The 24,365-nt window shown below is 67.7% G+C and carries 23 protein-coding genes; 8 read left to right on the top strand and 15 right to left on the bottom strand.

The genetic code is table 11. The annotated features are described in order from the left end of the window. Positions 1–6: 6 nt before the first annotated feature. Positions 7–705, bottom strand: a complete 699-nt coding sequence (locus ACSUZC_RS18180; RefSeq protein WP_439029865.1) for a class I SAM-dependent methyltransferase — start codon at positions 703–705, stop codon at positions 7–9. A 50-nt stretch (positions 706–755) separates the two neighbouring features. On the opposite strand from ACSUZC_RS18180, the gene ACSUZC_RS18175 reads away from it, so the two are divergent. The 4 genes from ACSUZC_RS18175 (at position 756) to ACSUZC_RS18160 (ending at position 5,313) form a co-directional block, all read left to right on the top strand. Beyond that, entirely contained in the window at positions 756–1,730 is a 975-nt protein-coding gene (locus ACSUZC_RS18175) for an NADPH:quinone oxidoreductase family protein (protein WP_439029864.1), read from the top strand. A 62-nt stretch (positions 1,731–1,792) separates the two neighbouring features. Beyond that, the gene (locus ACSUZC_RS18170) at positions 1,793–2,062 is read left to right on the top strand and encodes a DUF2277 domain-containing protein (RefSeq protein ID WP_064570998.1); all 270 of its coding nucleotides are present in this window, start codon (positions 1,793–1,795) and stop codon (positions 2,060–2,062) included. Between the two features lie 610 nt (positions 2,063–2,672). After that, complete coding sequence (locus tag ACSUZC_RS18165; protein ID WP_439029863.1) at positions 2,673–4,499, top strand: ABC transporter substrate-binding protein/permease; 1,827 nt, start codon at positions 2,673–2,675, stop codon at positions 4,497–4,499. 94 nt (positions 4,500–4,593) lie between these two features. Next, the gene (locus ACSUZC_RS18160; protein ID WP_439033172.1) at positions 4,594–5,313 is read left to right on the top strand and encodes an amino acid ABC transporter ATP-binding protein; all 720 of its coding nucleotides are present in this window, start codon (positions 4,594–4,596) and stop codon (positions 5,311–5,313) included. A gap of 10 nt (positions 5,314–5,323) precedes the next feature. Here ACSUZC_RS18160 and ACSUZC_RS18155 read toward each other — a convergent pair whose 3' ends face one another. The 3 genes from ACSUZC_RS18155 to ACSUZC_RS18145 form a co-directional block, all read right to left on the bottom strand. After that, positions 5,324–6,262, bottom strand: a complete 939-nt coding sequence (locus ACSUZC_RS18155) for an amidohydrolase family protein (RefSeq protein ID WP_439033171.1) — start codon at positions 6,260–6,262, stop codon at positions 5,324–5,326. Positions 6,263–6,332: 70 nt separating this feature from the next. Next, entirely contained in the window at positions 6,333–7,343 is a 1,011-nt protein-coding gene (locus ACSUZC_RS18150) for an alcohol dehydrogenase catalytic domain-containing protein (protein WP_439029862.1), read from the bottom strand. Position 7,344: 1 nt separating this feature from the next. After that, on the bottom strand, positions 7,345–7,986 hold the full coding sequence (locus tag ACSUZC_RS18145) for a PaaI family thioesterase (protein ID WP_439029861.1): 642 nt from the start codon (positions 7,984–7,986) through the stop codon (positions 7,345–7,347). 198 nt (positions 7,987–8,184) lie between these two features. On the opposite strand from ACSUZC_RS18145, the gene ACSUZC_RS18140 reads away from it, so the two are divergent. The 4 genes from ACSUZC_RS18140 to ACSUZC_RS18125 are packed head-to-tail and all read left to right on the top strand — an operon-like array spanning position 8,185 to position 13,284. Then, entirely contained in the window at positions 8,185–8,982 is a 798-nt protein-coding gene (locus tag ACSUZC_RS18140) for a 1-acyl-sn-glycerol-3-phosphate acyltransferase (protein WP_238421392.1), read from the top strand. Positions 8,983–9,022: 40 nt separating this feature from the next. After that, positions 9,023–10,687, top strand: a complete 1,665-nt coding sequence (locus ACSUZC_RS18135; protein ID WP_439029860.1) for an AMP-binding protein — start codon at positions 9,023–9,025, stop codon at positions 10,685–10,687. Positions 10,688–10,690: 3 nt separating this feature from the next. Continuing rightward, entirely contained in the window at positions 10,691–12,115 is a 1,425-nt protein-coding gene (locus ACSUZC_RS18130) for a wax ester/triacylglycerol synthase domain-containing protein (RefSeq protein WP_439029859.1), read from the top strand. Continuing rightward, positions 12,112–13,284, top strand: a complete 1,173-nt coding sequence (locus tag ACSUZC_RS18125; RefSeq protein ID WP_439029858.1) for an alpha/beta hydrolase family protein — start codon at positions 12,112–12,114, stop codon at positions 13,282–13,284. The genes ACSUZC_RS18130 and ACSUZC_RS18125 overlap by 4 nt, the downstream gene beginning before the upstream one ends. A gap of 37 nt (positions 13,285–13,321) precedes the next feature. Here ACSUZC_RS18125 and ACSUZC_RS18120 read toward each other — a convergent pair whose 3' ends face one another. The 11 genes from ACSUZC_RS18120 to ACSUZC_RS18070 form a co-directional block, all read right to left on the bottom strand. Then, positions 13,322–14,383 (bottom strand): LLM class flavin-dependent oxidoreductase, encoded by a 1,062-nt coding sequence (locus ACSUZC_RS18120; protein ID WP_439029857.1) that lies wholly within the window; start codon positions 14,381–14,383, stop codon positions 13,322–13,324. Beyond that, complete coding sequence (locus tag ACSUZC_RS18115) at positions 14,380–15,414, bottom strand: ABC transporter substrate-binding protein (protein ID WP_439029856.1); 1,035 nt, start codon at positions 15,412–15,414, stop codon at positions 14,380–14,382. Before ACSUZC_RS18115 ends, ACSUZC_RS18120 begins: the two co-directional genes overlap by 4 nt. A gap of 45 nt (positions 15,415–15,459) precedes the next feature. Beyond that, on the bottom strand, positions 15,460–15,822 hold the full coding sequence (locus ACSUZC_RS18110) for a 4Fe-4S dicluster domain-containing protein (RefSeq protein WP_439029855.1): 363 nt from the start codon (positions 15,820–15,822) through the stop codon (positions 15,460–15,462). After that, positions 15,819–17,444: an FAD-binding protein gene (locus ACSUZC_RS18105; RefSeq protein ID WP_439029854.1), complete on the bottom strand. Its 1,626-nt coding sequence runs from the start codon at positions 17,442–17,444 to the stop codon at positions 15,819–15,821. The genes ACSUZC_RS18110 and ACSUZC_RS18105 overlap by 4 nt, the downstream gene beginning before the upstream one ends. Continuing rightward, positions 17,437–18,192, bottom strand: coding sequence for an ABC transporter ATP-binding protein (locus tag ACSUZC_RS18100; RefSeq protein ID WP_439029853.1), 756 nt, complete (start codon positions 18,190–18,192; stop codon positions 17,437–17,439). The genes ACSUZC_RS18105 and ACSUZC_RS18100 overlap by 8 nt, the downstream gene beginning before the upstream one ends. A 2-nt stretch (positions 18,193–18,194) precedes the next feature. Continuing rightward, positions 18,195–19,085: an ABC transporter permease gene (locus ACSUZC_RS18095; RefSeq protein WP_439029852.1), complete on the bottom strand. Its 891-nt coding sequence runs from the start codon at positions 19,083–19,085 to the stop codon at positions 18,195–18,197. 175 nt (positions 19,086–19,260) lie between these two features. Continuing rightward, a complete protein-coding gene (locus ACSUZC_RS18090) occupies positions 19,261–20,598 on the bottom strand; it encodes an alpha/beta hydrolase domain-containing protein (RefSeq protein ID WP_439029851.1) in 1,338 nt (445 codons plus the stop codon). After that, complete coding sequence (locus ACSUZC_RS18085; protein ID WP_439029850.1) at positions 20,598–20,987, bottom strand: carboxymuconolactone decarboxylase family protein; 390 nt, start codon at positions 20,985–20,987, stop codon at positions 20,598–20,600. Before ACSUZC_RS18085 ends, ACSUZC_RS18090 begins: the two co-directional genes overlap by 1 nt. Further along, positions 20,984–21,880 carry an NAD(P)-dependent oxidoreductase gene (locus ACSUZC_RS18080; protein ID WP_439029849.1) on the bottom strand — a complete coding sequence of 299 codons (897 nt, stop codon included), beginning with the start codon at positions 21,878–21,880 and terminating at the stop codon, positions 20,984–20,986. The genes ACSUZC_RS18085 and ACSUZC_RS18080 overlap by 4 nt, the downstream gene beginning before the upstream one ends. Next, positions 21,877–22,617, bottom strand: coding sequence for an SDR family oxidoreductase (locus ACSUZC_RS18075; protein WP_439029848.1), 741 nt, complete (start codon positions 22,615–22,617; stop codon positions 21,877–21,879). The genes ACSUZC_RS18080 and ACSUZC_RS18075 overlap by 4 nt, the downstream gene beginning before the upstream one ends. Before the next feature lie 229 nt (positions 22,618–22,846). Next, positions 22,847–24,313, bottom strand: a complete 1,467-nt coding sequence (locus ACSUZC_RS18070) for an aldehyde dehydrogenase (protein ID WP_439029847.1) — start codon at positions 24,311–24,313, stop codon at positions 22,847–22,849. Between the last annotated feature and the right edge of the window lie 52 nt (positions 24,314–24,365).

Here is a 24,365-nt window from a genome sequence, read left to right as displayed (position 1 = left end):
CCGGCGTCAGACCTTGGGGGTCAGCGGCGCGCCGACCTCACCCGAATCGCGGCGCAGGACCCGCAACGATCCCTCGACCCTGACCTCGGTGAACTGCCCGGTTTCCAGTGCCTGACAGTAGATCTCGTACGGGGGGCGTCCGCCGTCGGCCGGGTCGGGGAAGACGTCGTGGATGAGCAGGGCGCCACCGATGCGCACCCACGGCGCCCAACCGTCGAGGTCGTTCTGTGCGGCCTCCATGCTGTGGCCGCCGTCGATGAACACGAAATCGGCGGGCTTGCCCCAGACCTTCGCCGCTACCGTCGACGGTGCCAGCACCCCCACCACGGTCTGGTCGAGCCCGGCGTCGAACATGGTGCGGCGGAAGCGTGCCGAGGTGTCGAGCGTGCCGGTGTGCGCATCGACGAGAGATTCGTCGTGGTACTCCCACCCGGGCTGGTGCTCTTCCGAACCACGATGGTGATCGACGGTCACGATGACGGCGCCGTGCGCCTCGCCGGCGGAACCCAGAAATACCGTGGACTTGCCGCAGTAGGTACCGATCTCGACCCCGACCTTCGTCGAATCCGGTTGGGACAGATACTCTCCGGCGATCTCGAAAAGCGTCTGTGCCTCGTCGAGTGGCATGAAGCCGGGGGTCTCCTCGGCGACTCTGAGGCGTTCGGGGGACGGTGCACTCGGCAGCTGGGCCGTGGGGTGTGACATGGCACCAGATCCTATCGGGTCTGTGAGCGCCGCCGCGTAGGGTGAGCCGTATGAAAGCTCAGGTACTCACTGCAGAGACAGGACCCACCGGACTCGAGTTGACCGAGGTCCCCGACCCCACGCCCGCCGACGGCCAGGTCGTCGTCGACGTCAAGTCCTGTGGCGTGTGCTTCCCCGATGTGCTGATGAGCCAGGGCAAGTACCAGCTGCGCGTGCCGACACCGTTCACCCCTGGAACCGAGGTGGCCGGTGTGGTGCGGTCGGCGCCCGAGGGGTCGACGGTGAAGGTCGGGGACAAGGTCCTCGTCGCGTCGATCGTGGGTGGCTTCGCCGAGCAGGTCGCGGCCGCGCCCGAACAGCTGCTCCCGCTGCCGGAGGGGCTGAGCTTCGAGCAGGGCTCGGCGATGGGCATCAACTACCAGACGGCCCTTTTCGCGTTGAAGACCCGCGCCCACCTCCAGAAGGGTGAGGTCGTGGGAGTGCTCGGCGCTGCCGGTGGTGTCGGTACCGCCTCGATCATGGTCGCCAAGGCGCTCGGCGCGAAGGTCGTCGCGATCGTCCACCGCAAGGGTGCCGAAGAACTGCTGCGCAGCGCGGGGGCCGACGAGATCGTGCAGCTCGAGGAGGGCTGGGGAACCGCTCTCAAGGAGATCTTCCCCAAGGGTGTCGACGTGATGATCGATCCGTCCGGCGGCGAGGTGTTCGACGAGGCGTTGCGCCAGGTTGCGCCCGACGGCCGCTACGTGGTGGTGGGCTTCGCGGCGGGCGGGATCCCGACCGTCAAACTCAACCGTGTCCTGTTCCGCAACATCGCGGTCGTCGGCGCCGCGTGGGGCGAGTACGTGCGCACCCATCCGGAGCTGAACCTCCCCGCGACGCTGCACGAGGAGCTGACCCAGATGATCGCGGATGGCATGTCTCCTCAGGTGAATGTGACCTACACCCTCGATCAGCTGCCCGAGGCGTTGACCGATCTGGCCGAAGGGCGGATCCTGGGCAAAGCGGTCGTCAAGATCGGTGACTGAGGTACCCACCTGAGTTCGACCCGGCGGCGACCCTCGCCAGCATCCGACCGAAGGGATCCGTCATGTGCCGCAACATCACCGAACTGCGTGGACTGGAACCGCCTGCGACGGGGGACGAGATCGAGGCCGCGGCAAGGCAGTACGTGCGCAAGGTGAGCGGGGTCCGCCACCCGTCAGCGGCGAACGTCGAGGCGTTCGAGGCGGCGGTCACCGCGGTCACCGCCGCGACGCGCACCCTTCTCGACGTGCTGCCGGAGCGTCGTCAGCCGCCGAAGACGGTGCCCCCACTTCGTCGGCCCGAGGTCCAGGCCCGCATCGCAGCACGGGGTTGAGCCGGCGCGACGTCCCGCCGGTCCCGCACGATCACAACGTTCAGCAGTAGGTGTCGCCAGGCGATACCTACTGCTGAACCCGTTGCGGGGTGCTGCTACGACCCCGCTGCCTCGTCGCTTCCGGTGACAATCGTCTCCGCGAAGTCCCAGAGCAGATTGTCGAACGCTTCGATGGCATAGAAAATTGCAGAGAGCATGAGGATTCCTGCTTTCTTTCTGTTCGGAAAATGGAGTCGCATGCTGCGGCGTCGGTGCACGTCAGCAGCGTCGGGGCGCAAGAAAACACGCCGTCGGGCCGTGATCTAGGGCCATTCAGAACGCGGTGAAGAATGAATGTTACATTTCTCGTTTCCCTGTATCATTGATAGCACGTCAGAGAATTCATCGGCCATAAACCGCGAAATGTCTTCCCTCGTGAATCGTGGATGATTCGCGACGAGCCCGGCTGCGCCCCGGGAACTCTCGACGATCCGGCCGGTGACGACCCCGACCGCGCTGCCACAACTGCGACATCTCAGCTCGCGGAGAAAAGGCCTGGTCACCGGGGTTAGGCCCACCGGCGAGCGAAAAAATTGGGACGGCCCCTGGGCTGCCCGATAGGGTCCGAGTGGTGTCCAACCACCGTTCTCTCCGCGGCCGCGCGGCCGCGCCGCGTGCCGTTCGATTCGTCGCGCTGGTTCTGACGGCCGCCATCGTCGGTCTGTTGACGATTCTCGGCGGCCCGGCGCCCCGGGCGCAGGCCGCTCCTGCCGACAGCTGCGCACCCGCCGGCCTCGCCTCGGCCTCGGCGGCCCCGGTCAATCTCGCCGCTGCCGAGCAGGGGGGTGAGGATCGGTACACCACCCCGACCACGACCCCGATCGACGACATCGACGTCGGCGCGCTGGAGCTGCTCGCACCCGGAAAGCTGTCGGTCGGCACGCTGTCCGACGCCGGGCCCAGCATCTGCGTGAACGGTGCAGGCGACTTCACCGGCTTCGACAACGAGCTCCTCAAGGCCATCGCCGCCAAGCTGGGCCTGCAGATCGAGTTCAACGGCACCGAGTTCGCGGGTCTGCTCTCGCAGGTCGCGAACAATCGTTTCGACGTAGGGTCGTCGTCGATCACCACCACCGACGACCGCCGTAAGACGGTCGACTTCACCAACGGCTACGACTTCGGCTACTTCTCGCTCGTCGCGCCGACCAGCGGCTCCATCAAGAGCTTCGGTGATCTGTCGGCGTCCACGCGCATCGCCGTCGTCCAGGGCACCGTCCAGGACGACTACGTCGTCAACACACTCGGACTCGACCCGGTGAAGTTCCCGGACTACGCCACCGCCTACGCCAACCTCAAGAGCGGTCAGGTCGACGCCTGGGTCGCACCGTCGCAGCAGGCCGAGGGCGCTGTCCGAGAGGGTGACGGCACCGCGATCGTCGAGAACACCTTCAGCGTCAACAACTTCGTCGCCTGGGCGGTCGGCAAGAACAAGCCGAACCTCACCGCCGCGCTCAACTCCGGACTCGACGCCATCATCGCCGACGGCACGTACGCGAAGCTCTACACCGACTGGGTGCCGCGTGAACTGCCGGAAGGCTGGAAGCCGGGCAGCAAGGCCGCTCCCACACCCGAGCTCCCCGACATCGCCGCGATCGCGGCCGCCAACGCCGAGAACGCCGGCCCGGCCGAGAGCACCGCACCCAAGAGCACGCTTCAGCAGCTCGGCGACACCTTCTTCAACTGGGACCTCTACAAGGAGTCCTTCCCCGAGCTCATCAAGACGGGTCTGGTCAACACCCTCATCCTCTCGCTGGTGTCCGGCGTGCTCGGCACCATCCTCGGCATGATCCTGGCGATCTGCGGGATCTCCCGGTCGCGCTGGCTGCGGTGGCCCGCGCGGGTCTACACCGACATCTTCCGCGGTCTGCCGGCCGTGGTCGTCATCCTGATCGTCGGGCTCGGCGTCGGCCCGGTGGTCAAGGGCATCACCGGCAACAACCCTTACTGGCTCGGCGCGGTGGCCCTGGCCCTCCTGGCCGCGGCCTACATCGGCGAGATCTTCCGGTCGGGCATCCAGAGCGTCGACGACGGGCAGCTCGAGGCGTCCCGCGCGATCGGCTTCAGCTACCGACAGTCCATGCGCCTGGTGGTCGTGCCGCAGGGTGTGCGCCGCGTGTTGCCGGCACTGATGAATCAGTTCATCAGTCTCATCAAGGACAGTTCGCTCGTGTACTTCCTCGGGTTGCTGGCGAGTCAGCGCGAGCTGTTCGCCGTGGGCCGCGACCTCAACGCCCAGACCGGCAACCTCTCACCACTGGTCGCGGCGGGCATCATGTACCTGATCCTGACGATCCCGCTGACACACCTCGTCAACTACATCGACCGCCGCCTCCGCACCGGTCGGCCCACCGACGTCGCGGACGATCCGCTGCCCGCGACCGTCGTCGAGAAGGGATAGGCCCGTGCCCGATCTCCACAAGTCCGACCCGTCCCCGGCTGATCCGTCCCCGTCTGGCTCGCGGTCACCCCGGACGACGACCACGCGGTCCGCGGTGTCGCTCACCGGAACCGGCCTGCACCTGTCCTTCGGAACGCATCACGTCTTGCGCGGCGTCGACATCGCTGTCGACGCCGGCACGACCACCACCGTCATCGGCCCCTCCGGGTCGGGCAAGTCGACGCTGCTGCGTGTACTCAACCGACTACACGAACCCGATCAGGGCGACATCCTGCTCGACGGCCGGTCGGTCCTGAAGGACAACCCGGACGAACTCCGCCGTCGGATCGGCATGGTGTTCCAGCACTTCAACCTCTTCCCGCACAAGACCGTGGTCGACAACGTCGCGCTCGGTCCGCGAAAGCTGAAGGGGCTGAGCAAAGACGAAGCGCGGGAGGTCGCGCTGCGGCAGCTCGAGATCGTTGGGCTGACCAACAAGGCCGACGTGCGCCCCGCACGACTGTCGGGTGGCCAGCAGCAGCGCGTCGCCATCGCACGTGCGCTCGCCATGACACCGGAGGTCATGTTCTTCGACGAGGCCACGTCCGCGCTCGATCCCGAGCTCGTCAAGGGTGTCCTCGCACTGATGGCCGACCTCGCCACCGAAGGCATGACGATGGTCGTCGTCACCCACGAGATGGGTTTCGCGCGCAACGTCTCCGACAGCGTTCTCTTCATGGATCGCGGCGCCGTCGTGGAAACCGGTGCGCCCGATCAGATCTTCGACGACGCGTCGTCGGATCGGCTGAGGGCGTTCCTGTCCCAGGTCCTCTAGACCTGGTCGGTCATCCTCGGTCGAGTCCGAACAGCCGCGCGCCGTTGCGGTAGAAGACATTCCGGAGCCAGTCATCACCGAGGTCGAGGCGGACGACCGCCTCGAGCGCATGCGTGTACCCGTACGGGATGTTCGGGAAGTCGCTGCCGAAGAGGACCTTCTCGCCCGCATCGGCGAGGCGCGCGAGATGGTCGACCGGAAACGGCGCCGACTCCTCGGCGAAATCGGTGAACGCCATCGTCGTGTCGAGGCGGACGTTGGGATACTCCAGGGCCAGATCGAGAAACGCCGTGTACTCGGGCATGCCCATGTGCGCGACGATCAACGGGAGCGACGGGAACCGGTGCAGCAGCTCACGGATGGGTTCGGGTCCGGTGAACGTCCCCGGTGCGGGGCCGGACCCGCAATGGATGATCACCGGTACCTGCGAATCGGCGATCTGCGACCACACGCCGTCCAGCAGCGAATCGGTCGGGGAGAAGTCGCCGACCTGGATGTGGCACTTGAAGACCTGAGTCCCCGCCTGGATCGCGCGCGAGACGTAGGTGTGCGCCGACTCCTCCGGGTAGAAGGTCGCGGTGTGCAGGCAGTCGTCGTGGTGCGCGGCGAAGTCGTGGGCCCAGCCGTTCAACCACTCGGCCATGTTCGGCTTGTGCGGATACACCAGCGACGAATAGGCGCGAATCCCGAACTCGCGCATAGTCGCGACCCGTACGTCCTCGTCCGCCCGATAGGTGATCGGCCACTCCCGGCCCACGAGGGGACCGACAGCGTCGAAGTAGGCCCACACCTTGTCCATGACCGGACGTGGCATGAAGTGGGTGTGGACGTCGACGATGCCGGGCAGGTCGAGACCGGACCAGATCGCGCGCACCCGCTGCGTCTCATCTGTGCTGAACGGTTCAGGGCTGACCGGTTCAGGGCTGACCGGTTCGGGGCTGGACGGGATCGGTATCCCGGGAACGTCGCTGTTCACGTTGTGACCGTACGCCGGGAGCGGACGCTCATGCGACCGCCACTCAGTCGACGGAGGTGACGGTCGGCGAGATCAACACCTTGCGGTGGTCGTTGGGGGCCGACAGCTCGGCGAACACCCGGTCGGCATCGCCGAAACCGACGATCTCACTGACCAGTGCGGACGATCTGATCGATCCCTTGCGCAACTCCGCTGCCGCCGTGACGAATTCGTCTCTCGTGTAATACGACACGAAATGCATCGTCGTCTCCTTGACCACGCCCGCCACCGGCATGAACGTGTCGTCGCCCAGGCAGACACCCGCGACCACGATGCGTCCGGCGGATGCGACCGCATCCAGAGCGGCGGCGATCATCCCGGGTTTGCCGACACACTCGAAGACCACGTCGAAACCCGGACCGACCTCACCGGCCAGGTCGTCGGGGGTACACACCGAGGACGCCCCGAGGTCGAGGGCGGCGGCACGCCGTCCCGGGGACGGATCCGAGCACACGACCTCGGTCGCGACACCTCGCGACAGCCAGTGCAGCACCGCGAGGCCGACCGGACCCGCCCCCAGGACCAGCGCTCGATCCGCGGGGCGCACCGCGGCCCGCGTGACCGCGTGCAGTCCGACGGCGAGAGGTTCGACGAGTGCGCCGTCAGCGGTGTCGACATCGTCGAGCCGCACGCTCTCATGTGCGCCGACGACGACGAACTCGGCCAGGGCACCGGGCAGCACGCCCAGACCGAGGGTGCGTGCCGACGAGCACCGCGCGATGTCCCCGGTCAGGCAGGCGCGACACCGGTGGCAACCGATCACCGGCATCGCGGCGGCGGTGTCGCCCGGTCGGAAGGAATGTTCGACTGCCGGGTCCTCGGGACCGACGGCGACGACCTCGCCTGCGAACTCGTGACCCATGATGGTCCCGGCGGGAAGGAACGGGGCCATCGAGAGGTCGGACCCGCAGATACCGTTGGCGGCCACCCGCAGGACGAGTTCGCCGGGCCCGGGGGCGGGGTCGGGGACCTCGGCGACGACGAATCCGGACGCGCCCGTCACGGCGGCGCGCATGTCAGCCCGCCGACCAGCGGACCGACGGGACATCGACGGCGGCGCGGGGCACGATGAACACGCCCTCCGCCTCGCAGGTCACCCCGTCGGCGTCGGACAGGGTTCCGTGCACGATCCGTTTGCGTCCGTCCCGTTCGGTCACCCACGCCTGCGCGACGAGCGCCCCCAGCGGCGTCGGCCGCAGAAACCGCACGGTGAGGGTGCCGGTGTAGCAGGGGCCTTCCGTGCTCGCCGCGTTACCCAGCACGTGGTCGAGAACCATCGCGCACACGCCTCCGTGCACCCGGCCCGGTGGTCCCTCGTACGCCGCGCCGAGGGTGAACTCGCTGCGGACGCCGTCGGCGACATGGACGACGTCGAGCGGCGGTGCCAGTGCGTTGCGCACCCCGATGACCGCGTTTCCCCAGGCCATACCGGTGTTCTCGCGGGTGTGGCGCACCCCGAAGGGGCCGTCCATCTGGCGGCTCCGCAGATCCGCGACGACGTCGGCGATCCGGCGTCTCGCCTGCTCGAGGTCCTCCTCGGGTACCTCGGTGCGGATCACGGCGTCGACGAGATCGCGGACGGTGTCCGTGAGCGGTGTGTAGACGCCGCGACGGCGAGCGACCTCGTCTTCGGAGATGTCTTCGAGAATGAACTCCATATGCTACCGATCAGTCAGTTGTGGGATAGGTAACGATCCCTGGCGACTCGAATTAGAACGTGTTCTAATTTAACCACTAGAACGTGTTCTCATTCTGCGATTCGGAGGACATCGACGCCGGTCGGCGGCTTTCTCGAACAGCCGACACTCGCGGTGATCCGATCGACTCGCACAAGCAATCCACAGGAGATGGAACCGATGAGCGCCGAGACCTTCGACCTCACCGCCCGCGACGAGACCTGGGTGAAGCGGATACTTCCCGTACTGAAACTCGTGGCCAAGACTTATTTCCGCTCCGAGGTCCGGGGCATGGACAAGGTGCCCGACGGCGGCGCGCTGCTGGTGTCGAACCACTCGGGTGGCCTGATGGCATTCGACGTACCCGTCATCAGCGTCGCCTTCGCCGACGAGTTCGGCGCCGACCGGCCGCTGTACACCCTCGCCCACGACCTCATCTTCACCGGCTCGGGCAAGCAGATCTTCGGCAAGGTCGGATTTCTACCGGCCCATCCCAAGAACGCCGTCGCCGCACTTCGGGCGGGCGCTGCGACGATCGTGTTCCCGGGCGGCGAATGGGAGGCGCTCCGCCCGACGAGCCAGAGTGCGACCATCGATTTCCACGGGCGCACGGGCTACATCCGCACCGCTCTCGAAGCCGGTGTGCCGATCGTCCCGATCGTCACCATCGGGGGGCAGGAGACCCAACTCTTCCTGAACCGCGGTGACGGCCTCGCGAAGTTCCTCCGTCTCGACAAGCTGATCCGCACCGACACCGCACCGTTCGCGTTCGGCTTCCCATTCGGTCTCACCGCGCACCTCCCGCCGAACATCCCGCTGCCGTCGAAGCTGGTCACCGAGGTTCTCGATCCGATCGACATCACCGCCGAGTTCGGCAACAACCCCGAGCACGACGAGGTGGACCAGATGGTCCGCAAGCGTATGCAGCACGCTCTCGACGGCCTTGCCCGCGAACGCCGGTTCCCGGTACTCGGCTGACCCAGACCCGAACTCCATCCACACCAACGAGGAGACGACGATGATCACGCAACTCCGCGATCGCGTCACCACCCAGAAGTGGCTCGTTCGCACCCTCGTCCGAAGCGGCTTTCTCGGTTCACTGCGAGTCGACCGCTACATCCGCATGGGACTCAACCTGCGTCGGCATGGTGGACCGTCCCCGGTGAGCGGGATCGGTCTGGCAGCGGCCCGGGATCCCCACGGACTTGCGATCGTCGACGAGGCCGGTCAGCTGACCTGGGCCGAACTCGACGCCCGCTGTGACGCGCTCGCTGTGGGGCTCCGCGACCTACCCGGTCAACGCGTCGGCACGGTCGCCATCCTGTGCCGGAACCATCGCGGACTCGTCGAGGCGCTGTGCGCGACGTCGAGGCTGGGCGCGGATGCCGTGCTGCTGAACACCGGCTTCGCCGGACCTCAGCTCGCCGATGTGCTGGAACGCGAACAAGCAGACGTCCTGATCGCCGACGACGAGTTCGACACGGTGATTGAGACTGCGACGCAACGGCTTCCGAGAATGCGTCGGTTGCATGCGTGGACGGAGGGCGTCTCGGAGCCGGAAGCAACGATCGAGGCGCTGATCGCCGCGAACAAGGGTTCACGTCCTAGGCGTCCGGAACGTGCGGGCCGCATCGTGCTGCTCACCTCGGGCACCACCGGCACCCCGAAGGGGGCTCGCCGCGGGGGTAGCACCGACATCGCCTCGCTCGCCGCCATGCTCGATCGCATCCCCTGGCGCGCAGGCCAATCCACGGTCATCGCGGCACCGATCTTCCACGCGTGGGGATTCGGCCAGGTTGCGATCGCCGCGACCATGACATGCACGATGGTGATGCGTCGTCGCTTCGACCCCCAGGCCACCCTTCAACTGGTACGCGACCACGGAGCCACCGGACTCGCCGTTGTTCCGGTCATGCTCGAACGGATCATGGATCTGCCGGACGAGGTGCTCGACGCCCACCCGACGCCGAGCCTGCGATTCGTCACGGCCAGCGGATCGCGGATGCGCACCGACGCCCTCGTCGCGTTCCTCGACCGCTTCGGTGACGTGGTCTACAACAGCTACAACGCCACCGAAGCCGGATTGATCAGCACCGCGACCCCCGGCGACCTGCGTCTCGCCCCGGAGACCGCGGGGCGTCCACTCACCGGCACCAGCGTCCGCATCCTCGACGACGACGACCGCCCACTGCCGGTCGGCGAGATCGGCCGCATCGTGGTTGCGAACAACTCGGGCTTCGACGGGTACACCAGCTCGGACACCAAAGCCTTCAGCGACGGTCACATGGTGTCGGGCGATGTCGGCCGGCTCGACGAGAACGGACTCCTCTTCGTCGTCGGTCGCGATGACGAGATGATCGTGTCCGGTGGCGAGAACGTGTACCCGCTCGAGGTGGAGCAGGTGATCGCCGGCCTGGACGGCGTTGCCGAGGTCGCCGTCGTCGGGATGGACGACGAGAAGTTCGGGCAGCGGCTTGACGCCTACGTGGTGCGTGCCCGGCGGGCGTCGGCCGATTCCCACCAGATCCAGGCCGATCAGATCCGGCAGCACGTCCGCGAACAGCTGGCCGGGTTCAAGGTCCCCCGCGAGGTCCACTTCCTCACCGAACTGCCGCGCAACGCCACCGGCAAGATCCTCAAGCGCGAACTCCAACCGGCCGACGAGCAGCGAAAGGTGGGCTGAGCCATGCGTTCTCTCCGACAGCCGGATGCTGCCGGTCCAGATGTCGAGCGGATGACCGGTCCCGACGCGCTCATGCTGAACATGGAGTCACCGTCCACGCCGATGCACACCCTCAAGGTGGCCGTCCTCGACACCACCCGGCGGGGTCGTCCGCTCACGCTCACCGAGATCGCCGAGACGTTGCCGGGTTACCTCGGCATGTTCCCGCGGGCGACACAACGGCTCGAGTGGACCCGTGGGCACGCGGCACGGCCGTTCTGGGTGCGCGACGCCGACTACGATGTGAACCTGCACCTGGATGAGACGTGGGTCGCCGCTCCGGGGAGCCGTGCCGATCTCGACGACGTCCTCTCCGATCTCGCGGTCCGTCAGCTCGACCGCAGCCGTCCGCTGTGGGGGCTCACCCTGGTGCACGGCCTCGCCGACGGGCGCCAGGCCGTCGTGGTGCGCGTACACCACGCGGTCGCCGACGGTCTCGCCGCGCTCAACACCTTCATGGCGGCGACGGCCGATCCCGGTCAGCAGGTCCGCCCCGCCCCGATCCCGGACGCCTGCAGCTCCCACGACGCCGCCGATCTCGTGCGCGCCGCCCGCGCGGACTCATGGCGCATGATCCGCGGCCTCCCGTCGGTGGCCTCTGCCCTCACCCGAGCGTTCGCCGCGAAGCGCAACGCGGACAACGCCGACCTGATCCCCAAACCATTGACGGTGCGCCGCACCAGCTTCAATGCACGCAGCGGTGACGAGCGGGTCTGCGCCTCCGGTCAGATCTCCCTTGCGGCGGTCCAGCGCATCGCGCTCGCCGCGGGCACCACCGTGAACGGCGCGCTGCACGGCGTGATCGCGGGCGCGGTCCGTGAGGAGCTCATCGCGCGCGGTGAGGACCCCGGCACGGCGGTCACCATCTTCGGCGTGTGCAAGGATCTGGCCTCCACACGGGTTCACGGCAACGAGATCGCCACTGCCATGGCCTATCTGCGCTCGGACCTCGCCGACCCCGTCGAACGCGTGATCGCGACCGGCGAGAGCTGCGCCGCCACCGTACAGAGCCGACGCGACGTAGGATTCGAACTCACCGACAAGCTCGCCACCTACACCGGCCGCCTGGGCCCGGTCTTCCGGGGTCTGGCCGCCCACCGCGTCCCTCTCGTGATGAACAACATCACCACAGCGAACATGCCGGGTCCGCGTACGAGACGGTGGGTCGGTGACATCGAGGTCGTCGAGTGGATCTCGTTCGCCCTGGCGATCGCCCCCGCCGACGTGAACCTCACGACCTACAGCTACGCAGGCACACTCAGCATGGGGCTGATCGCGACACCCGAATCGATGCCCGACCCGAGTCGGTTCCTCCAGCGGGTCGCCGACGCCGTGGAGGAGACGAGCGACGCGCTGGGTATCGGTGAGATGGCACAGGAGGCCAGTTGATCGACTGGGAGTCGGGCGCCGCCCGCATCGGACTGTTCGCGGGAGTGCTCCCGCGGGCAGTCGGCAGTTCACGCGCCGCCGGACGCGGTGACCCGACGGCAGGCATACCGCCCGCCGACTTCGGGCCCCGGATGGTGGGCGAGACCGCTGTCGACGAGTTGTTCATCGCGGTCAATTCAGTGATCCGCGACATCCCGCCCATCGAGTCGGTGGAGCAGGCGGTGAACCGATGCGCAGAGGTCGGTGGTGAGCTGGCCCGGTTGGGTCCGGCGGGCATCCATCGAGATCCCGGCCCGCCGAAGATCCTCTCGCGCGACCGAAAACTGTTCGGGACGACCTCATTCGACCACATCGACTACTCGGTGAGCGCGCCGGTGCCCGACTCGGTGGCCGCGGCCGATCCCTACGCCGACGGGATCGCGTCGGTCCGGGTGCTGTCGCGCCGCAGGCCGGGACGCCGGTGGCTCATCTGGGTCCACGGTGCCGCGCAGGGACGCGCGGACGATCTCTACGCCTTCCGTGCCGCGCACCTCTACAACAAGCTCGGGTACGACGTGGTCTTCCCGGTTCTGCCGGCGCACGGTTCCCGGCGGGTGAAACAGGTGGCCTACCCCGGTTTCGATCCGCTGGTGAACACGGTCATCACCATTCGTGCGATCGCCGAGATCCGTTCGCTCATCTCGTGGATCGAGGACCAGGATCCTGCCGACATCGCCATCGCGGGAACGTCTCTGGGTGGACCCATCGCGGCGATGGTCGCCTCCATGGATCCGCGGATCAGCTCGGTACTCGCCGTGGTCCCGATGCTGGAGATGCACGCGACCCTCGCTCACCACATGGAACGCGGCGGTTCCAAGGGGAAGTACCTCGCATCGCTGATGCGCAGCGACGCTGTCCGCGCGGTGGGTTCGGTGATCAACCCGCTCTCTGTCGAGCCGATCGCGGTCCCGGACCGTCGCATGGTGGTGGCCGCCCTCAACGACCGGGTGACCTCGGTGTCGGCGGCGCAACAACTACACCGGCACTGGGGCGGTCGCGTCCACTGGTACTCCGGAAGTCATGTGGGGCATGCCATCTCGAACGGGATACGGCAGGCGACAGACGAGTTCTTGAGTGAGGCACCGCCGTCACCCGGTCGAGATTCGCAACCCCGCCGGGCGACGATCTGACCTCTCGAGGCGGGCCTCGGGCCCTCCGGAGGAGACCTCAGACCGGCGCGGCGACTCCGAGCCGCTCATGCACGCGCGGGATCACCTCAGCGGCAAAGCGTTCCATCTCTGCCTCGAAGGGTTGGAACTGCAGCATGAACGTCTCGATGCCGACCCGGTGAAAGTCCGCGATCCGGTCGGCCACTTGATCGTAGGAACCGACGAGCCCCGCCGCTGTACCACCGTTCGTGCCGATGGCCGGGTACCGTGCGAACGTCTGGAACATCACGGCCTTCTCGTCGGCGCCGCCCACGATGTTCTCCAGGCTGGGCTGGTCGAGTTCGTTCAGCTTCCAGTGGTAGTCGAGCTCGCGCCGGGCGGCCTCGTCGTCCTCACGCGCGATCACGAACGCGGAGAGTCCGAACCGCACCGGCGGTCCCGTCCGTGGGCGTTCGCCGACGGCGGCGATCAGTTCCCGTACCCGGTCGATCGGTTGTCCGTTGATGAACCACACGTCGCCCTGCGCCGCCACCAGATCACGAGCGGGCTCCGACTCGCCGCCGACGTAGATCTGCGGTCGCTCGCGGAACCGACCGGTGGGACTGATCTGGTAATCGTCGATGGTGAAGTAGCGTCCCTCGTGGGACACCTTCTCCCCGCTGAGCAGTCTGCGGACGATGTCCAGCCACTCCGAACCGTACCCGTAGCGGTCGTCGTGCTCGGGGAACCCGATCCCGGCCTTTTCGAGTTCCGGACGAAACCAGGCGTTGACGACGTTCAACGACAGTCGGCCGCCGGAGATCTCCTCGATGTTGGCCGCCTGCTTCGCCAGGACCACCGGATGGAACAGCAGCGGTTTGATCGCGGCGATCAGCTCGATCGTCGACGTGGATGCCGCCAGCGCCGCGGCCGAGGTCCACGCCTCGAGCTGATCCCATTCCTGGGCAAAGGGATTGATCACGTGCTGCGCGATGAGGGTGCTGTGGTAGCCGAGTTGTTCGGCGCGCGTGACCAACTGCAGGTTACGATCCCAGGACGCGTCGACCGGGTCGTCGGGGTGATGAGCCGACGCCCAGGTCCCGTAGACGTTGGTCCACACACCGAAACGTGGCCCGGTCACGGATTCGCCCCGGCAGCGGGACGCTGCAACCAGCTGTCCAACTCGAAGTCGCTCTTGATGCTGCCCTGCTCGACGAGGAAGGCCTTGGTGCCGGTGAGCAGTTCGAGCGCCGGGGCCGGGAACGGCTCCTCGGAGAACCCCTGGGGGTTCGCGGCGGCACGGACCGCCGCCTCGGGCGCCCTGGAGTTCCCGAGCTCGAAGGCCAGGTAGTCATCCCAGTGCGCCTTGGCGTACCGGACGGACGCGGCGTGCAGCTGCCGCCAGGTCGACGCGAACTCCGGGTTCTTCTGAAGGAACTGCTCACTGCTCACGGTCACGCTCGTGCCGGCCAGACCCGGATGGTCCCGGTAGACCGAGTCCACCAGGTGGAAACCCTTGCCCTCGAACGTCTGCAGTGCCACCGACGGGATGACGCCAGGCAGTGCCGCGCCGTCGATCTCGCCCGAGTTGAGCGGACCCTCCTGATCGGCCGGATACAGGTGGATCAGCGTCGCCGAGATGCCTTGTTCGGCCAGTGCGCCCTGCAGATATCGGTCGATGTAGGACCCCTTGGGCACGCCGATCTTCTTGCCCGCGAGGTCGGCCAGGGTCTTGATCGACGGGTCCTTGGCGACGACGCCCGCGTCGTTGTTGAACTGGTTGATGGTGAGGAGCCGCGTTTGAAGGCCCGAGCCGCGGGCGACGAGCGCGGGGGTGTCGCCGTAGTTCGCGACGTCCAGGCGACCACCGATGAGTGCCTGGTTCAGGTCGGGCCCGTTCGGGAAGCTGAAGATCTCGACCTTGTTGACGCCGAGTGGGGCGAAGGCCTCCAGGAGTTCACCTCGACTGTGCGCGAACCCGACCGGACCGGATATGACGTTGGAGGAGCCGATGACGCCGATGCGGAGGGTGTCGATGACATCGCGCTGTGCCGACGAGGTGTTGTCGGATCCGCACGCTGCGACCGCCAGGACTGCGGCGCAGGCCGCCAGTAGCGCGATCGTGCGTCGGACCCGACGCACGGACGAGCGGAATGGGTGGGTGGTGACCATGGTTTCTCTGCTTCTCGATGGAGGTCGGACGATGGTGGGTGCTCGTCAGTCGGCGGCGTGTTCGGCGATTCGGTCGGCCAGGCGTGGCGGGGGAGGACCGTGCGGGATGGGTGGTCCCACCGCGGTGAGGGTTCCGGGCGCGCGGCCCTTGCCCCAGCCGAGGCGCTCCCGGTAGCTCCCGATGAGCGACACCGGCAGTGCCGCCTCGTCGTCGACCGGTGAGGACTCCGGACTCACATACAGGGCGTCGGTGGGGCAGTACGCCTCGCACATGAAACATGTCTGACAGTCCGACTGCCGAGCGATCACCGGAATCCCGTCGGGGCCGGTGTCGAACACGTTGGTCGGACAGGCGTGCACGCATTTGTCGCAGGCGATGCACGCCGATGCGACGACGAGTTCGATCATGCCGGGATCCGGGTCGCGAAGTGCTGTGATACGGGATCATCGACGTGGGTCGTGGTGCGCGGCAGCGACACCCACACATCGTCGAGACCGCCGGTGCGGACGTGGGTCTGCAGTGCGGGATCGAGTTCGGGGTGGTCGGCGCGTTTGCTCATGCCGCGGGTCTCGGTGCGCGCGAGGGCGGAACGATAGATCCAGCGTCCCACCGCGGTGATGGCCGCGGCCTCGCGTGCGCGGATACGCCCCGCAGGTGTGCGCGCGCCGTACCCCGGGCCGGTGACGGTGTCCCAGATCGCGTCCAGGGCGTGCAACGCCGGGGTCATCCGATCGCCGTGCCGCAGATAGTTCTTCTCGAACGGGATCAGTTCGTGCTGTGCCGCGGCGACGATCTCGTCCGGGGTGACCGATGCCGATCCGGTGCCCAGGCCGACGGTCCCGGCTCCGGTGAGTCGCCGCGCGATGTCGGCGCCCCCGGCGTCGCGGGCCGCACGAGCGGCGGCCGCACCGGCGAAGCTGCCGGACGACATCGCCCACGCCGAATTGTGGCTGCCACCGCCGGTGAAACCGCCGCATATGCGTTCCCTGGTCGATGCGTCACCCGCGGCGTACAGCCCCGGGATGCCGGTCCAGCAGTCATCGTCGACGACGTCGATCCCGCCGGTCCCCCGTACCGTTCCCTCGGCGAGGAGGTCGACCTCGAAACGCTCGGTGAACGGGTTGATGCCGCGGCGATCGAACTGGAGGAAGAAGTTGGGCTGGCCCAGTCGCATCTGTGCCGCGACGGTCTCGTCGGCGCGATCGAGCTGCGCAAAAACCTTTTCGTGGAGGAGGGTCCGAGCGATCACCGACCGGCCCTTCGTCGATCCGGCGCCCTCCACCACACGGCCGTCGGCGTGGAAGAAGGTGGCGTAGCCGTAGTAGGCCGTCTTGGTGACCGTGGAACCCTTGGGCACGATCGCGTAGGCGTTGGCGAACTCCATCCCCGAGAACGAGGCCCCCACCTCCGCGGCCATCAGGGCACCGTCGCCGGTGTCCACATTGGTGCCCAGGGCCTTCGACAGGAACGCACATCCGCCGGTGGCGAGTACCACCGCGCCCGCCGCGATCCGATAGTCGCGGTCAGCCTGCCGCTGATACCCGGCGGCGCCCCGCACCGCGCCGTCGGCATCGGTGAGCAGCTCCAGAACAGGTGAGTGGTCGAGGATCCGGACACCACGACGCTGGACCCAGGCCCGCATGCGCCGCATGTACTCGGGTCCCTGGACGCCGGTGCGGATCGGTTGGCCGGTCTGCTCGTCGACGGGGAACGGGTAGCGTCCTTCCGTGCCGAGGCGGTGCATGTTGGCATAGGTCTGGTCGAGAACCCGGTCCATCCAGGCGTGATCGGCCAGATGACCACCGAGTGCCTCGCGGCTGGCCTTGGCGGCCGAGCGTTGTTCGGGGTCGGGCGCGACGTACCAGACGCCGGTTCCGGCGGGCGCGGTGGTGCCCGATGCGCCGCAGTAGCCCTTGTCGACGAGGATCACCTCGGCCCCGGTGTCACGTGCGTGGATCGCGGCCCACGTGGCCGCCGGTCCTCCGCCGATCACCAACACATCGGTGGACAGGGTCAAGGCATCAGACATGGGTGAACTCCTGGGTTTCCGTTGCGGGATCGGCTGATTCGTTGTCGCCGACCCCGAGTCCGGCGAGCAACTGCGAGCGGAGGGCGATGAAGGCCGGGTCGGTGACCCGGCGGGGTCGGGGCAGGTCGACGACGATCTCTTCGGCGATGTGTCCCGACCGGAGGATGAGAGCGCGATCGGCGAGGAGAAGGGCCTCCTCGACGTCATGGGTCACGAGAAGTGTGGCCGGTCGATGGGCTTCCCAGAGGCGGGCGACGAGTTTCTGCGCATTGATCCGGGTGAGCGCGTCGAGGGCGCCGAAGGGTTCGTCGAGCAGGAGGAGGTCGGGTTGCCGGACGAGCGCACGCGCCAGGGCGGTGCGCTGGGCCTCGCCCCCGGACAGTGTCGACGGCCACGCGCCGGACTTGCCCGCGAGCCCGACCTCGTCGAGCGCCTGCAGTGCGCGCGCCTGCGTGTCGCCGCCTCGCAGACCCAGCGCGACGTTGCGCCACACCGACATCCACGGCATGAGCCGGTGCTCCTGGAACACGATCGCCTTCGCGTCGGGTGCCTCGATCGTTCCGGTGAATCCTCGATCGAGGCCGCCGATTCCGCGCAACAGTGTGCTCTTGCCGGAACCGCTGGCGCCGAGGAGGGCGACGAACTCGCCCCGGCGGATGGTGAGGTCGACGTTGTCGAGTACCAGTCGGCCGTCGAACTCGCGTGAGGCACCGGTGACCCGGACCCCGCTGGCGTCTGTCGTGGACATCGTCACCTGCCTTCGAATCCGTTGCGCCACGACAGGAAACGTCGCTCGAGCATCCGCACCGCGACATCGGTGATCAGTCCCAGGATCGCGTAGATGACGAGGACGAGGAAGATCTGGTCGGTGCGGAGGTATTCCTTGGCGTCGTTCATGAGGAAGCCCAGTCCGACCGGGGTCGTCTGCATCTCCGCGACGACGAGCACGAGCCAGCCGATGCCCAGGGCCTGACGGAGGCCGACGAAGATCTGGGGGAGCGCGCCGGGCAGCACCACGTACCGGACGAGCTCGAATCGGGTCAGTTCCAGCGATTCGGCCGCTTCGATGAGCTTCTGGTCCACCCCGCGGATGCCGGCGAGGAAGTTCAGGTAGATGGGGAAGATCGGGGCCACGATGATGAGCGCGATCTTGAAGGAGTCGCCGATGCCGAACCAGATGATGAAAACCGGGACGAGCGCGACCGCCGGCATCATGCGCAGCACCTGGACCGGCGCGTTGACCAGGTCCTCGGCGACCTTGAACAGGCCTGCCGCGGCGCCCAGGATCGCGCCGATCGCGATCCCGACCGCCAGTCCGATGGCGACGCGTCGTCCGGACGCGGCCAGGTGGGTCCAGATCTCGCCGGTCCGGATGAGTTCCCAACCCGCCGAGACGACTTCGGTGGGCGCCGGTGTGGTGGCGCCGAGCCATCCGCGCGCGCCGAGCTGCCAGATGGCGACAACGAGGACCAGGCCGATGGACTGACGCAGGGTCCGCGTCAGCGTGTGGCGCGAGACCGGCCACCGGCGCGGGCGCCGTGCCGCACGTGCGGGTTCCGCACCGACCGGGACGGTCGCCGTGGCACCGGGCACGGTCGGACCGGCGGAGGCACCGGGAGGCGCCGAGAGTTCGAGTGTCATGAAATCCGCCTGGAAGAGGGGCTGGGCAGGACTTCTGGGACGCTACTTCGGTCGCGACACTGCCGGCACCATTGGATTCAGGCTGATTCGGAGAGCGCCAATCGGCGCCTTGGGGCACTTGTGGCCGGCGGGCTGTGACCGCGGACGAATGGCCGTGGCCGGAATCGACTGCGGGTCAGCCGGGAATGAGCTCCGGGTTGGCGTCGGCGAGGAGTTCGTCGCGGTCCTCGCCGACGACGAACCCGGCCGCGATCGCGGCATCGCATGCGTCCCGGTAGATCTTCTCGTATTCCTCGCGTGTCCCGTATCTCGCGGCGAGCGTGTCACCAGCAACGGGTGTGGTCGAACCGAAAAGCAGGCAGATGCGTGAGATCGGCTTCGCGACAACACCGCTCAACACCTGGGTGGGGGCGTCGACACACGGCGTGCGGACGCCGCCGCGGACATTCCCGATGTCGTCGAGGTCGAAAGCGGGCTCGGCACCGTCGACGGTCCGCAGGACGAGTGGTTCTGCGACCGGGGGCGGATCGCCACCGGCGACCCAGGACTGCAGATGCCGGAGTGCGGCACGCAGAACGAACCGCTGCTGACCGCGGTTGACCGGATCGGGGCAGCCGAGGAACTCCTCGAAATCGCCGATCTGATGGAGATCGGCGTGCGAGGCACCCGCGATCTCCCACACCCGGAGGCGGTCCGTGTCGGGCTGGCGCACCACGTGATACCGGAAGTTGGTCAACACCTCGGTCTCGGTCTGTACCACGAAGATCGGCGAGTCGAGATCGGTGCGCAGGGTCGTCGGTTCGCACCCGAAGACGACCGACACGTCGATTCCGGTGCGCACCTCGCCTGCGGGGAGCCCCGCCGCGGCGCGACTGTGGATGAGGTAGCCGTCGAAGATGCCCGCCACCGCGCCCACCGTGTTGACGTAGGTGGTGAGGGCCATTGCCGACTGCGACTCGCCGACAGCCAGTACGGTGCGCACGTCGAGCCCGGACAACGGATGGTCCGATGCCGACGTCACGCGTACGGCACGGCCCATCGAGCTGAAGATGTCGTAGCAGTACGCGTCACCGGGATGGTGCAGCCCGGCATAGCGTTCCGGGTCCTTGGCGGCGAGGCTCTGCGGGTCACCGGTTGCCACACCGACCGAACCCGCACCCCCCTCGACCCCGACGTACTGCGCCGAGACACCCACCCAGGCGTGTCCCGCCCGCACGATCTCGGCGGCGAGGTAGGAGTACTCGGGTGCGGCGTCGCTGCCGCTGCTGACGTTGAGCCACTCGACGACGACGCAACCGCTGAACGACGACGCCTCACCGGGCCGGCGCACGACGATCCGGGTGGTGAAGTCCGCGGGAGGAGCGAGCGAGTCGCCGACGAGCTTCTCGGCGGTGCCCGACGCGGCGTACTCGGCCTCGGTGTATCCGGCCGCGGCCAGGTCGGGCAACGGCGAGGCGCTCAGCAGCGAGCAACCGTTGCCACCATGAAGCGGCCGGAATCCGATGGTCGTCATCACTTGTTCTTCCGGAACTTCTTGATCACCTCACCGAACATGAAGTGCATCTTGGTGCCCTGCGGCCATCCGACGTAGTAGCAGAGGAAGAGGCTGATCTCCTCGAGCTGCTCCGGCGTGAGCTCGCCGTTGCCGAGCGCGGCCCCGGCCTGGATCTCGGCGACATCGATGTTGTTGCTCGCCGCCAGTGCGCCGAGCAGGATCAGCCTGCGGTCCCGATTGGTCAGACCCTCACGGGCCCAGACGTTCCCGAACACCTGATCGGCGGTGTGGGCGAAATAGTCGCCGGGACCGTCGCTGACGTCCCAGCCGTAGACCTCCGACATCTTCTCGAGGGCACGCTTGCGCACCTCGCCGGGCGCGTCGTCGGAGATGTTGGATCGGGTCATGCGGATTCTCCTTGCGGGTGAGGGACGCCGAGACCGGCGGCCAGGTCGCGCAGTGCGATCTGCCCCAGTGGCAGGTCGACGCCGAGCTCGTTCCCGAGCGCGAGAGCGAGCGACAGATCCTTCTCGCCCAGTGTACGAACGCCGGTGAGGATTCCGTACCACGGATCGTCGGCGTCGACGGCAGCGGTGGTCTCCCGCAGCATGATCGCGCCGGCGCCGCCGGTGACGGCGTCGGAATGGCGGACGACCTTGCCGAGCTTGGTGATGTCGAGGCCCGCGGCCTCGGCGAGACGCGCCGCCTCGGTGGTGGCGGTGAAGGAGATGAAGTGGAGCAGGTTGCGGGCCAGCTTCATCCGGGTTCCCGCGCCGACCTCAGGCCCTGCGTGTACGAGCATGTCCGCGGTCAGGGCGAACGGTTCCTTGAGCTTCTCGTAGGCGGCGCGGGGCCCGCCGACCATGATCGCCAGCCGTCCCGAGGCCGCTCCCATGGCGCCACCGGAGATCGGGGCGTCGAGCAGGGTGACCTCCCGTGCCGCGCACTGCTCGGCGAGATCGGCGGCCGTGTCCGGACCGATGGTGGAGTGCACGGTGATGATGGTGCCGGGGCGGGCCGTCGAGAGCAGTCCGTCGGGCCCGCTCACGACGGTCCGGACCTGGTCGTCGTCGAGCACGCAGATGCCGATGATGTCGGTCGTCGAGGCGAGGTCGGTGAGCGAATCCGCAGCGGCCGCGCCCTTCTCGACGACCTTCGCGATGGCGTCGGCGGACAGGTCGAAGACCGTCAGCCCGCCGGCCCAGGCGGCCAGGCTGCCGGCCATCGGCCCGCCGATGTTGCCGAGCCCGACATATCCCAGACGGACGGGACCCGGCTGCAGGTCGGCCGATTCGCTCATGAGCGGATGACCTGGCCGCCGTCGACGTTGAAGATCTGCCCGGTGATCCACCCGGCTTCGTCCGACAGCAGGAACAGGCACATGCCCACCAGGTCCTCGGGCGTGCCGAAACGTTTGAGCGGCAGCCGGTTCACGATGTCGGCGACCATCTCCTTCGGCGTCGTCGTGCGGGTGGCCTCGGTGTCGATGGGCCCCGGGGCGATCGCGTTGACGCGGATGTTCTGCCCGCCGAGCTCGGTCGCGAGCTGCTGGGTCAGGCCGTTCACGCCGACCTTGGCGAGGCCGTAGAAGCCGCTGTAGAGCCACGCGGCGGTGGACGACTGGTTGACGATCGCGCCGCCGCCGTTGGTCATGTGCGGATACACCGCACGGGTGACGTTGAGCGCCCCGTCGAGGTTGACGCTCATGAACTTCTTGTAGTAATCCCACGGCACGGTGATGAGGAAGTCGAGCTTCATCCCGCCGTAGATCGCGGCGTTGTTGACCAGTCCGTCGATCGACCCGTAGGCGTCGACAGTCGCCGCGGCGAGCGCCTTCGCCGAATCCTCGTCGGCGACATCGGTGTTGACGTACAACCCGCCGATGTCGGCGGCGACCTGCTTGCCCTTCTCGTCGGCCAGGTCGGCGACCACGACGTTGGCGCCCTCGGCGGCGAGCGCGCGGGCGTAGGCCTCGCCGATCCCGCCGGCTGCGCCGGTGACGATGATGGTCTTGTTCTCGAACCGCTTGGAACTCATTGTCCTGCTTTCTGTGTGGATGATGTAACGGCCCTTCGTGGCTCGCTTCGCTCGCACCTCAGGGAGCGGTGGAATGTGCTCCCTGAGGTCCGACAGCGATGAGCGGTGGCTTGTGCTCCTTGAGGTGCGGTAGCGATGCGGTGGCTTGTGCTCCTTGAGGTGCGGTAGCGATGAGCGGTGGAATTCGCTCCCTGAGGTGTGAGGAGCGATAGCGACGAGCCTCGAAGGGTCACGCCGGACGCGCGACGGCCTTGGTCTCCAGGTACTCCTCGAAGCCGGCGACACCCATCTCCCGGCCGATGCCGGACTGTTTGTAGCCGCCGAACGGGACGTCGGCGGCGTACCAGATGCCGCCGTTGACGCCCATCGTCCCGGTGCGTACTCCGTTGACGACCTTGTTGATCCGCTCCTCGTCGGTCCCGTAGACCATGCCCGACAGGCCGTACGGCGAGTCGTTGGCGATACGGATCGCGTCGTCGTCGCCGTCGTGGGGGATGATCACGAGCACCGGGCCGAAGATCTCCTCCTGCGCGACGCGTGCCGAGTTGTCCAGCCCCGAGATCAGGGTCGGCTCCACGAAGAACCCGGCCGGCTTGTCGGCGGGGCGCCCGCCACCGATCTCGATGGTGCCGCCCTCGCTGGTGGCCAGTTCGATGTAGGACTCGATGCGCTGCCGCTGGCGGGCGGAGATGACCGGACCGCAGATGGTGCCGCCGTCGGTCGGGTCGCCCGCGGGTAGTCCCGCCATCGCGTCGCGGGTCGCGGTGATCGCCTCGTCGAGTTTGCTGCGCGGGACCACCAGACGGGTGGTGATGGCGCAGCCCTGGCCGGCATGGGTGACGACATTGAAGGCGGCCATCGCGCAGGCGGATCCGATGTCGGCGTCGTCGAGGACGATGAAGGCCGATTTGCCGCCGAGCTCCAGGAACACCTTCTTGAGCGACTCGGACGCGGCGGCCATCACCTTCTTGCCCGTCGCGGTGGAGCCGGTGAACGAGACCAGGTCGACGCGCGGGTCGGTGCTGAGCTGGGAGCCGAGTTGATGGTCGGTCGAGGTGACGATGTTGAGAACACCGGGCGGGAAGTCCGTCTCCTCGGCGACGATCTTGCCGACGAGCGCCGCGCACCACGGGGTGTCGGGCGCGGGCTTGAGCACCACGGTGCACCCGGCGGCGAGCGCGGGCCCGATCTTGGCGAAGTTGATCTGGTGCGGGAAGTTCCACGGGGTGATCGCGCCGACGACACCGACGGCCTCCGACCGCAGTTCGCGGTGGTTTTTCAGGCCCATCGGCTTCGCGGTGCCGAGGTCGCGGGTCCACTCGTAGCTCTCGGCGAGGTCGGCGAAGTAGCCGAGATCGGTGACGGGGCCGTCGAATTGCGGGCCGTGGGTCAAGAATGCGGGGCAGCCGACCTCGGCGATGGTCAGCTTGCGGAACTCGTCGCCGTGGGCGAGCAGTGCATCGCGCAGCTGACGGAGGCATCGGGCGCGCAGTGCGTGGTCGCGCGACCAGTCGGTGGTGTCGAAGGCGGTGCGCGCGGCGGCGATCGCCGCGTCCATGTCTTGGGAGGTGCCATCGGCGGCCTGTCCGATGACCTCCTCGGTCGCGGGATTGACGACGTCGAAGACACCGCCGCTACCAGGGGTGAGTTTGCCGTCGATCAACAGATCCGACGAGGTTTCGGGGCGAAGAGGCATCAGCTGGAACTCCATCTGGACAGGTGTCTGGACTCGCGTTCAAAGCTAGTGT

The organism is Gordonia terrae (assembly GCF_051789125.1).
Classification (GTDB): Bacteria; Actinomycetota; Actinomycetes; order Mycobacteriales; family Mycobacteriaceae; genus Gordonia; species Gordonia terrae_A.
The sequence above is the reverse complement of the archived record's forward strand: the minus strand, read 5'-3'. Positions and strand labels throughout refer to the sequence as shown.

Excerpts from the sequence above, each read along its gene's own strand:
- ACSUZC_RS18145 (WP_439029861.1), bottom strand. The coding sequence starts at position 7,986 with ATGGAGTTCATTCTCGAAGACATCTCCGAAGACGAGGTCGCTCGCCGT.
- ACSUZC_RS18175 (WP_439029864.1), top strand. The coding sequence starts at position 756 with ATGAAAGCTCAGGTACTCACTGCAGAGACAGGACCCACCGGACTCGAG.
- ACSUZC_RS18180 (WP_439029865.1), bottom strand. The coding sequence starts at position 705 with ATGTCACACCCCACGGCCCAGCTGCCGAGTGCACCGTCCCCCGAACGC.
- ACSUZC_RS18140 (WP_238421392.1), top strand. The coding sequence starts at position 8,185 with ATGAGCGCCGAGACCTTCGACCTCACCGCCCGCGACGAGACCTGGGTG.
- ACSUZC_RS18170 (WP_064570998.1), top strand. The coding sequence starts at position 1,793 with ATGTGCCGCAACATCACCGAACTGCGTGGACTGGAACCGCCTGCGACG.
- ACSUZC_RS18110 (WP_439029855.1), bottom strand. The coding sequence starts at position 15,822 with ATGATCGAACTCGTCGTCGCATCGGCGTGCATCGCCTGCGACAAATGC.
- ACSUZC_RS18075 (WP_439029848.1), bottom strand. The coding sequence starts at position 22,617 with ATGAGTTCCAAGCGGTTCGAGAACAAGACCATCATCGTCACCGGCGCA.
- ACSUZC_RS18095 (WP_439029852.1), bottom strand. The coding sequence starts at position 19,085 with ATGACACTCGAACTCTCGGCGCCTCCCGGTGCCTCCGCCGGTCCGACC.
- ACSUZC_RS18070 (WP_439029847.1), bottom strand. The coding sequence starts at position 24,313 with ATGCCTCTTCGCCCCGAAACCTCGTCGGATCTGTTGATCGACGGCAAA.
- ACSUZC_RS18115 (WP_439029856.1), bottom strand. The coding sequence starts at position 15,414 with ATGGTCACCACCCACCCATTCCGCTCGTCCGTGCGTCGGGTCCGACGC.
- ACSUZC_RS18080 (WP_439029849.1), bottom strand. The coding sequence starts at position 21,880 with ATGAGCGAATCGGCCGACCTGCAGCCGGGTCCCGTCCGTCTGGGATAT.
- ACSUZC_RS18135 (WP_439029860.1), top strand. The coding sequence starts at position 9,023 with ATGATCACGCAACTCCGCGATCGCGTCACCACCCAGAAGTGGCTCGTT.
- ACSUZC_RS18105 (WP_439029854.1), bottom strand. The coding sequence starts at position 17,444 with ATGTCTGATGCCTTGACCCTGTCCACCGATGTGTTGGTGATCGGCGGA.
- ACSUZC_RS18150 (WP_439029862.1), bottom strand. The coding sequence starts at position 7,343 with ATGCGCGCCGCCGTGACGGGCGCGTCCGGATTCGTCGTCGCCGAGGTC.
- ACSUZC_RS18085 (WP_439029850.1), bottom strand. The coding sequence starts at position 20,987 with ATGACCCGATCCAACATCTCCGACGACGCGCCCGGCGAGGTGCGCAAG.
- ACSUZC_RS18090 (WP_439029851.1), bottom strand. The coding sequence starts at position 20,598 with ATGACGACCATCGGATTCCGGCCGCTTCATGGTGGCAACGGTTGCTCG.
- ACSUZC_RS18100 (WP_439029853.1), bottom strand. The coding sequence starts at position 18,192 with ATGTCCACGACAGACGCCAGCGGGGTCCGGGTCACCGGTGCCTCACGC.
- ACSUZC_RS18130 (WP_439029859.1), top strand. The coding sequence starts at position 10,691 with ATGCGTTCTCTCCGACAGCCGGATGCTGCCGGTCCAGATGTCGAGCGG.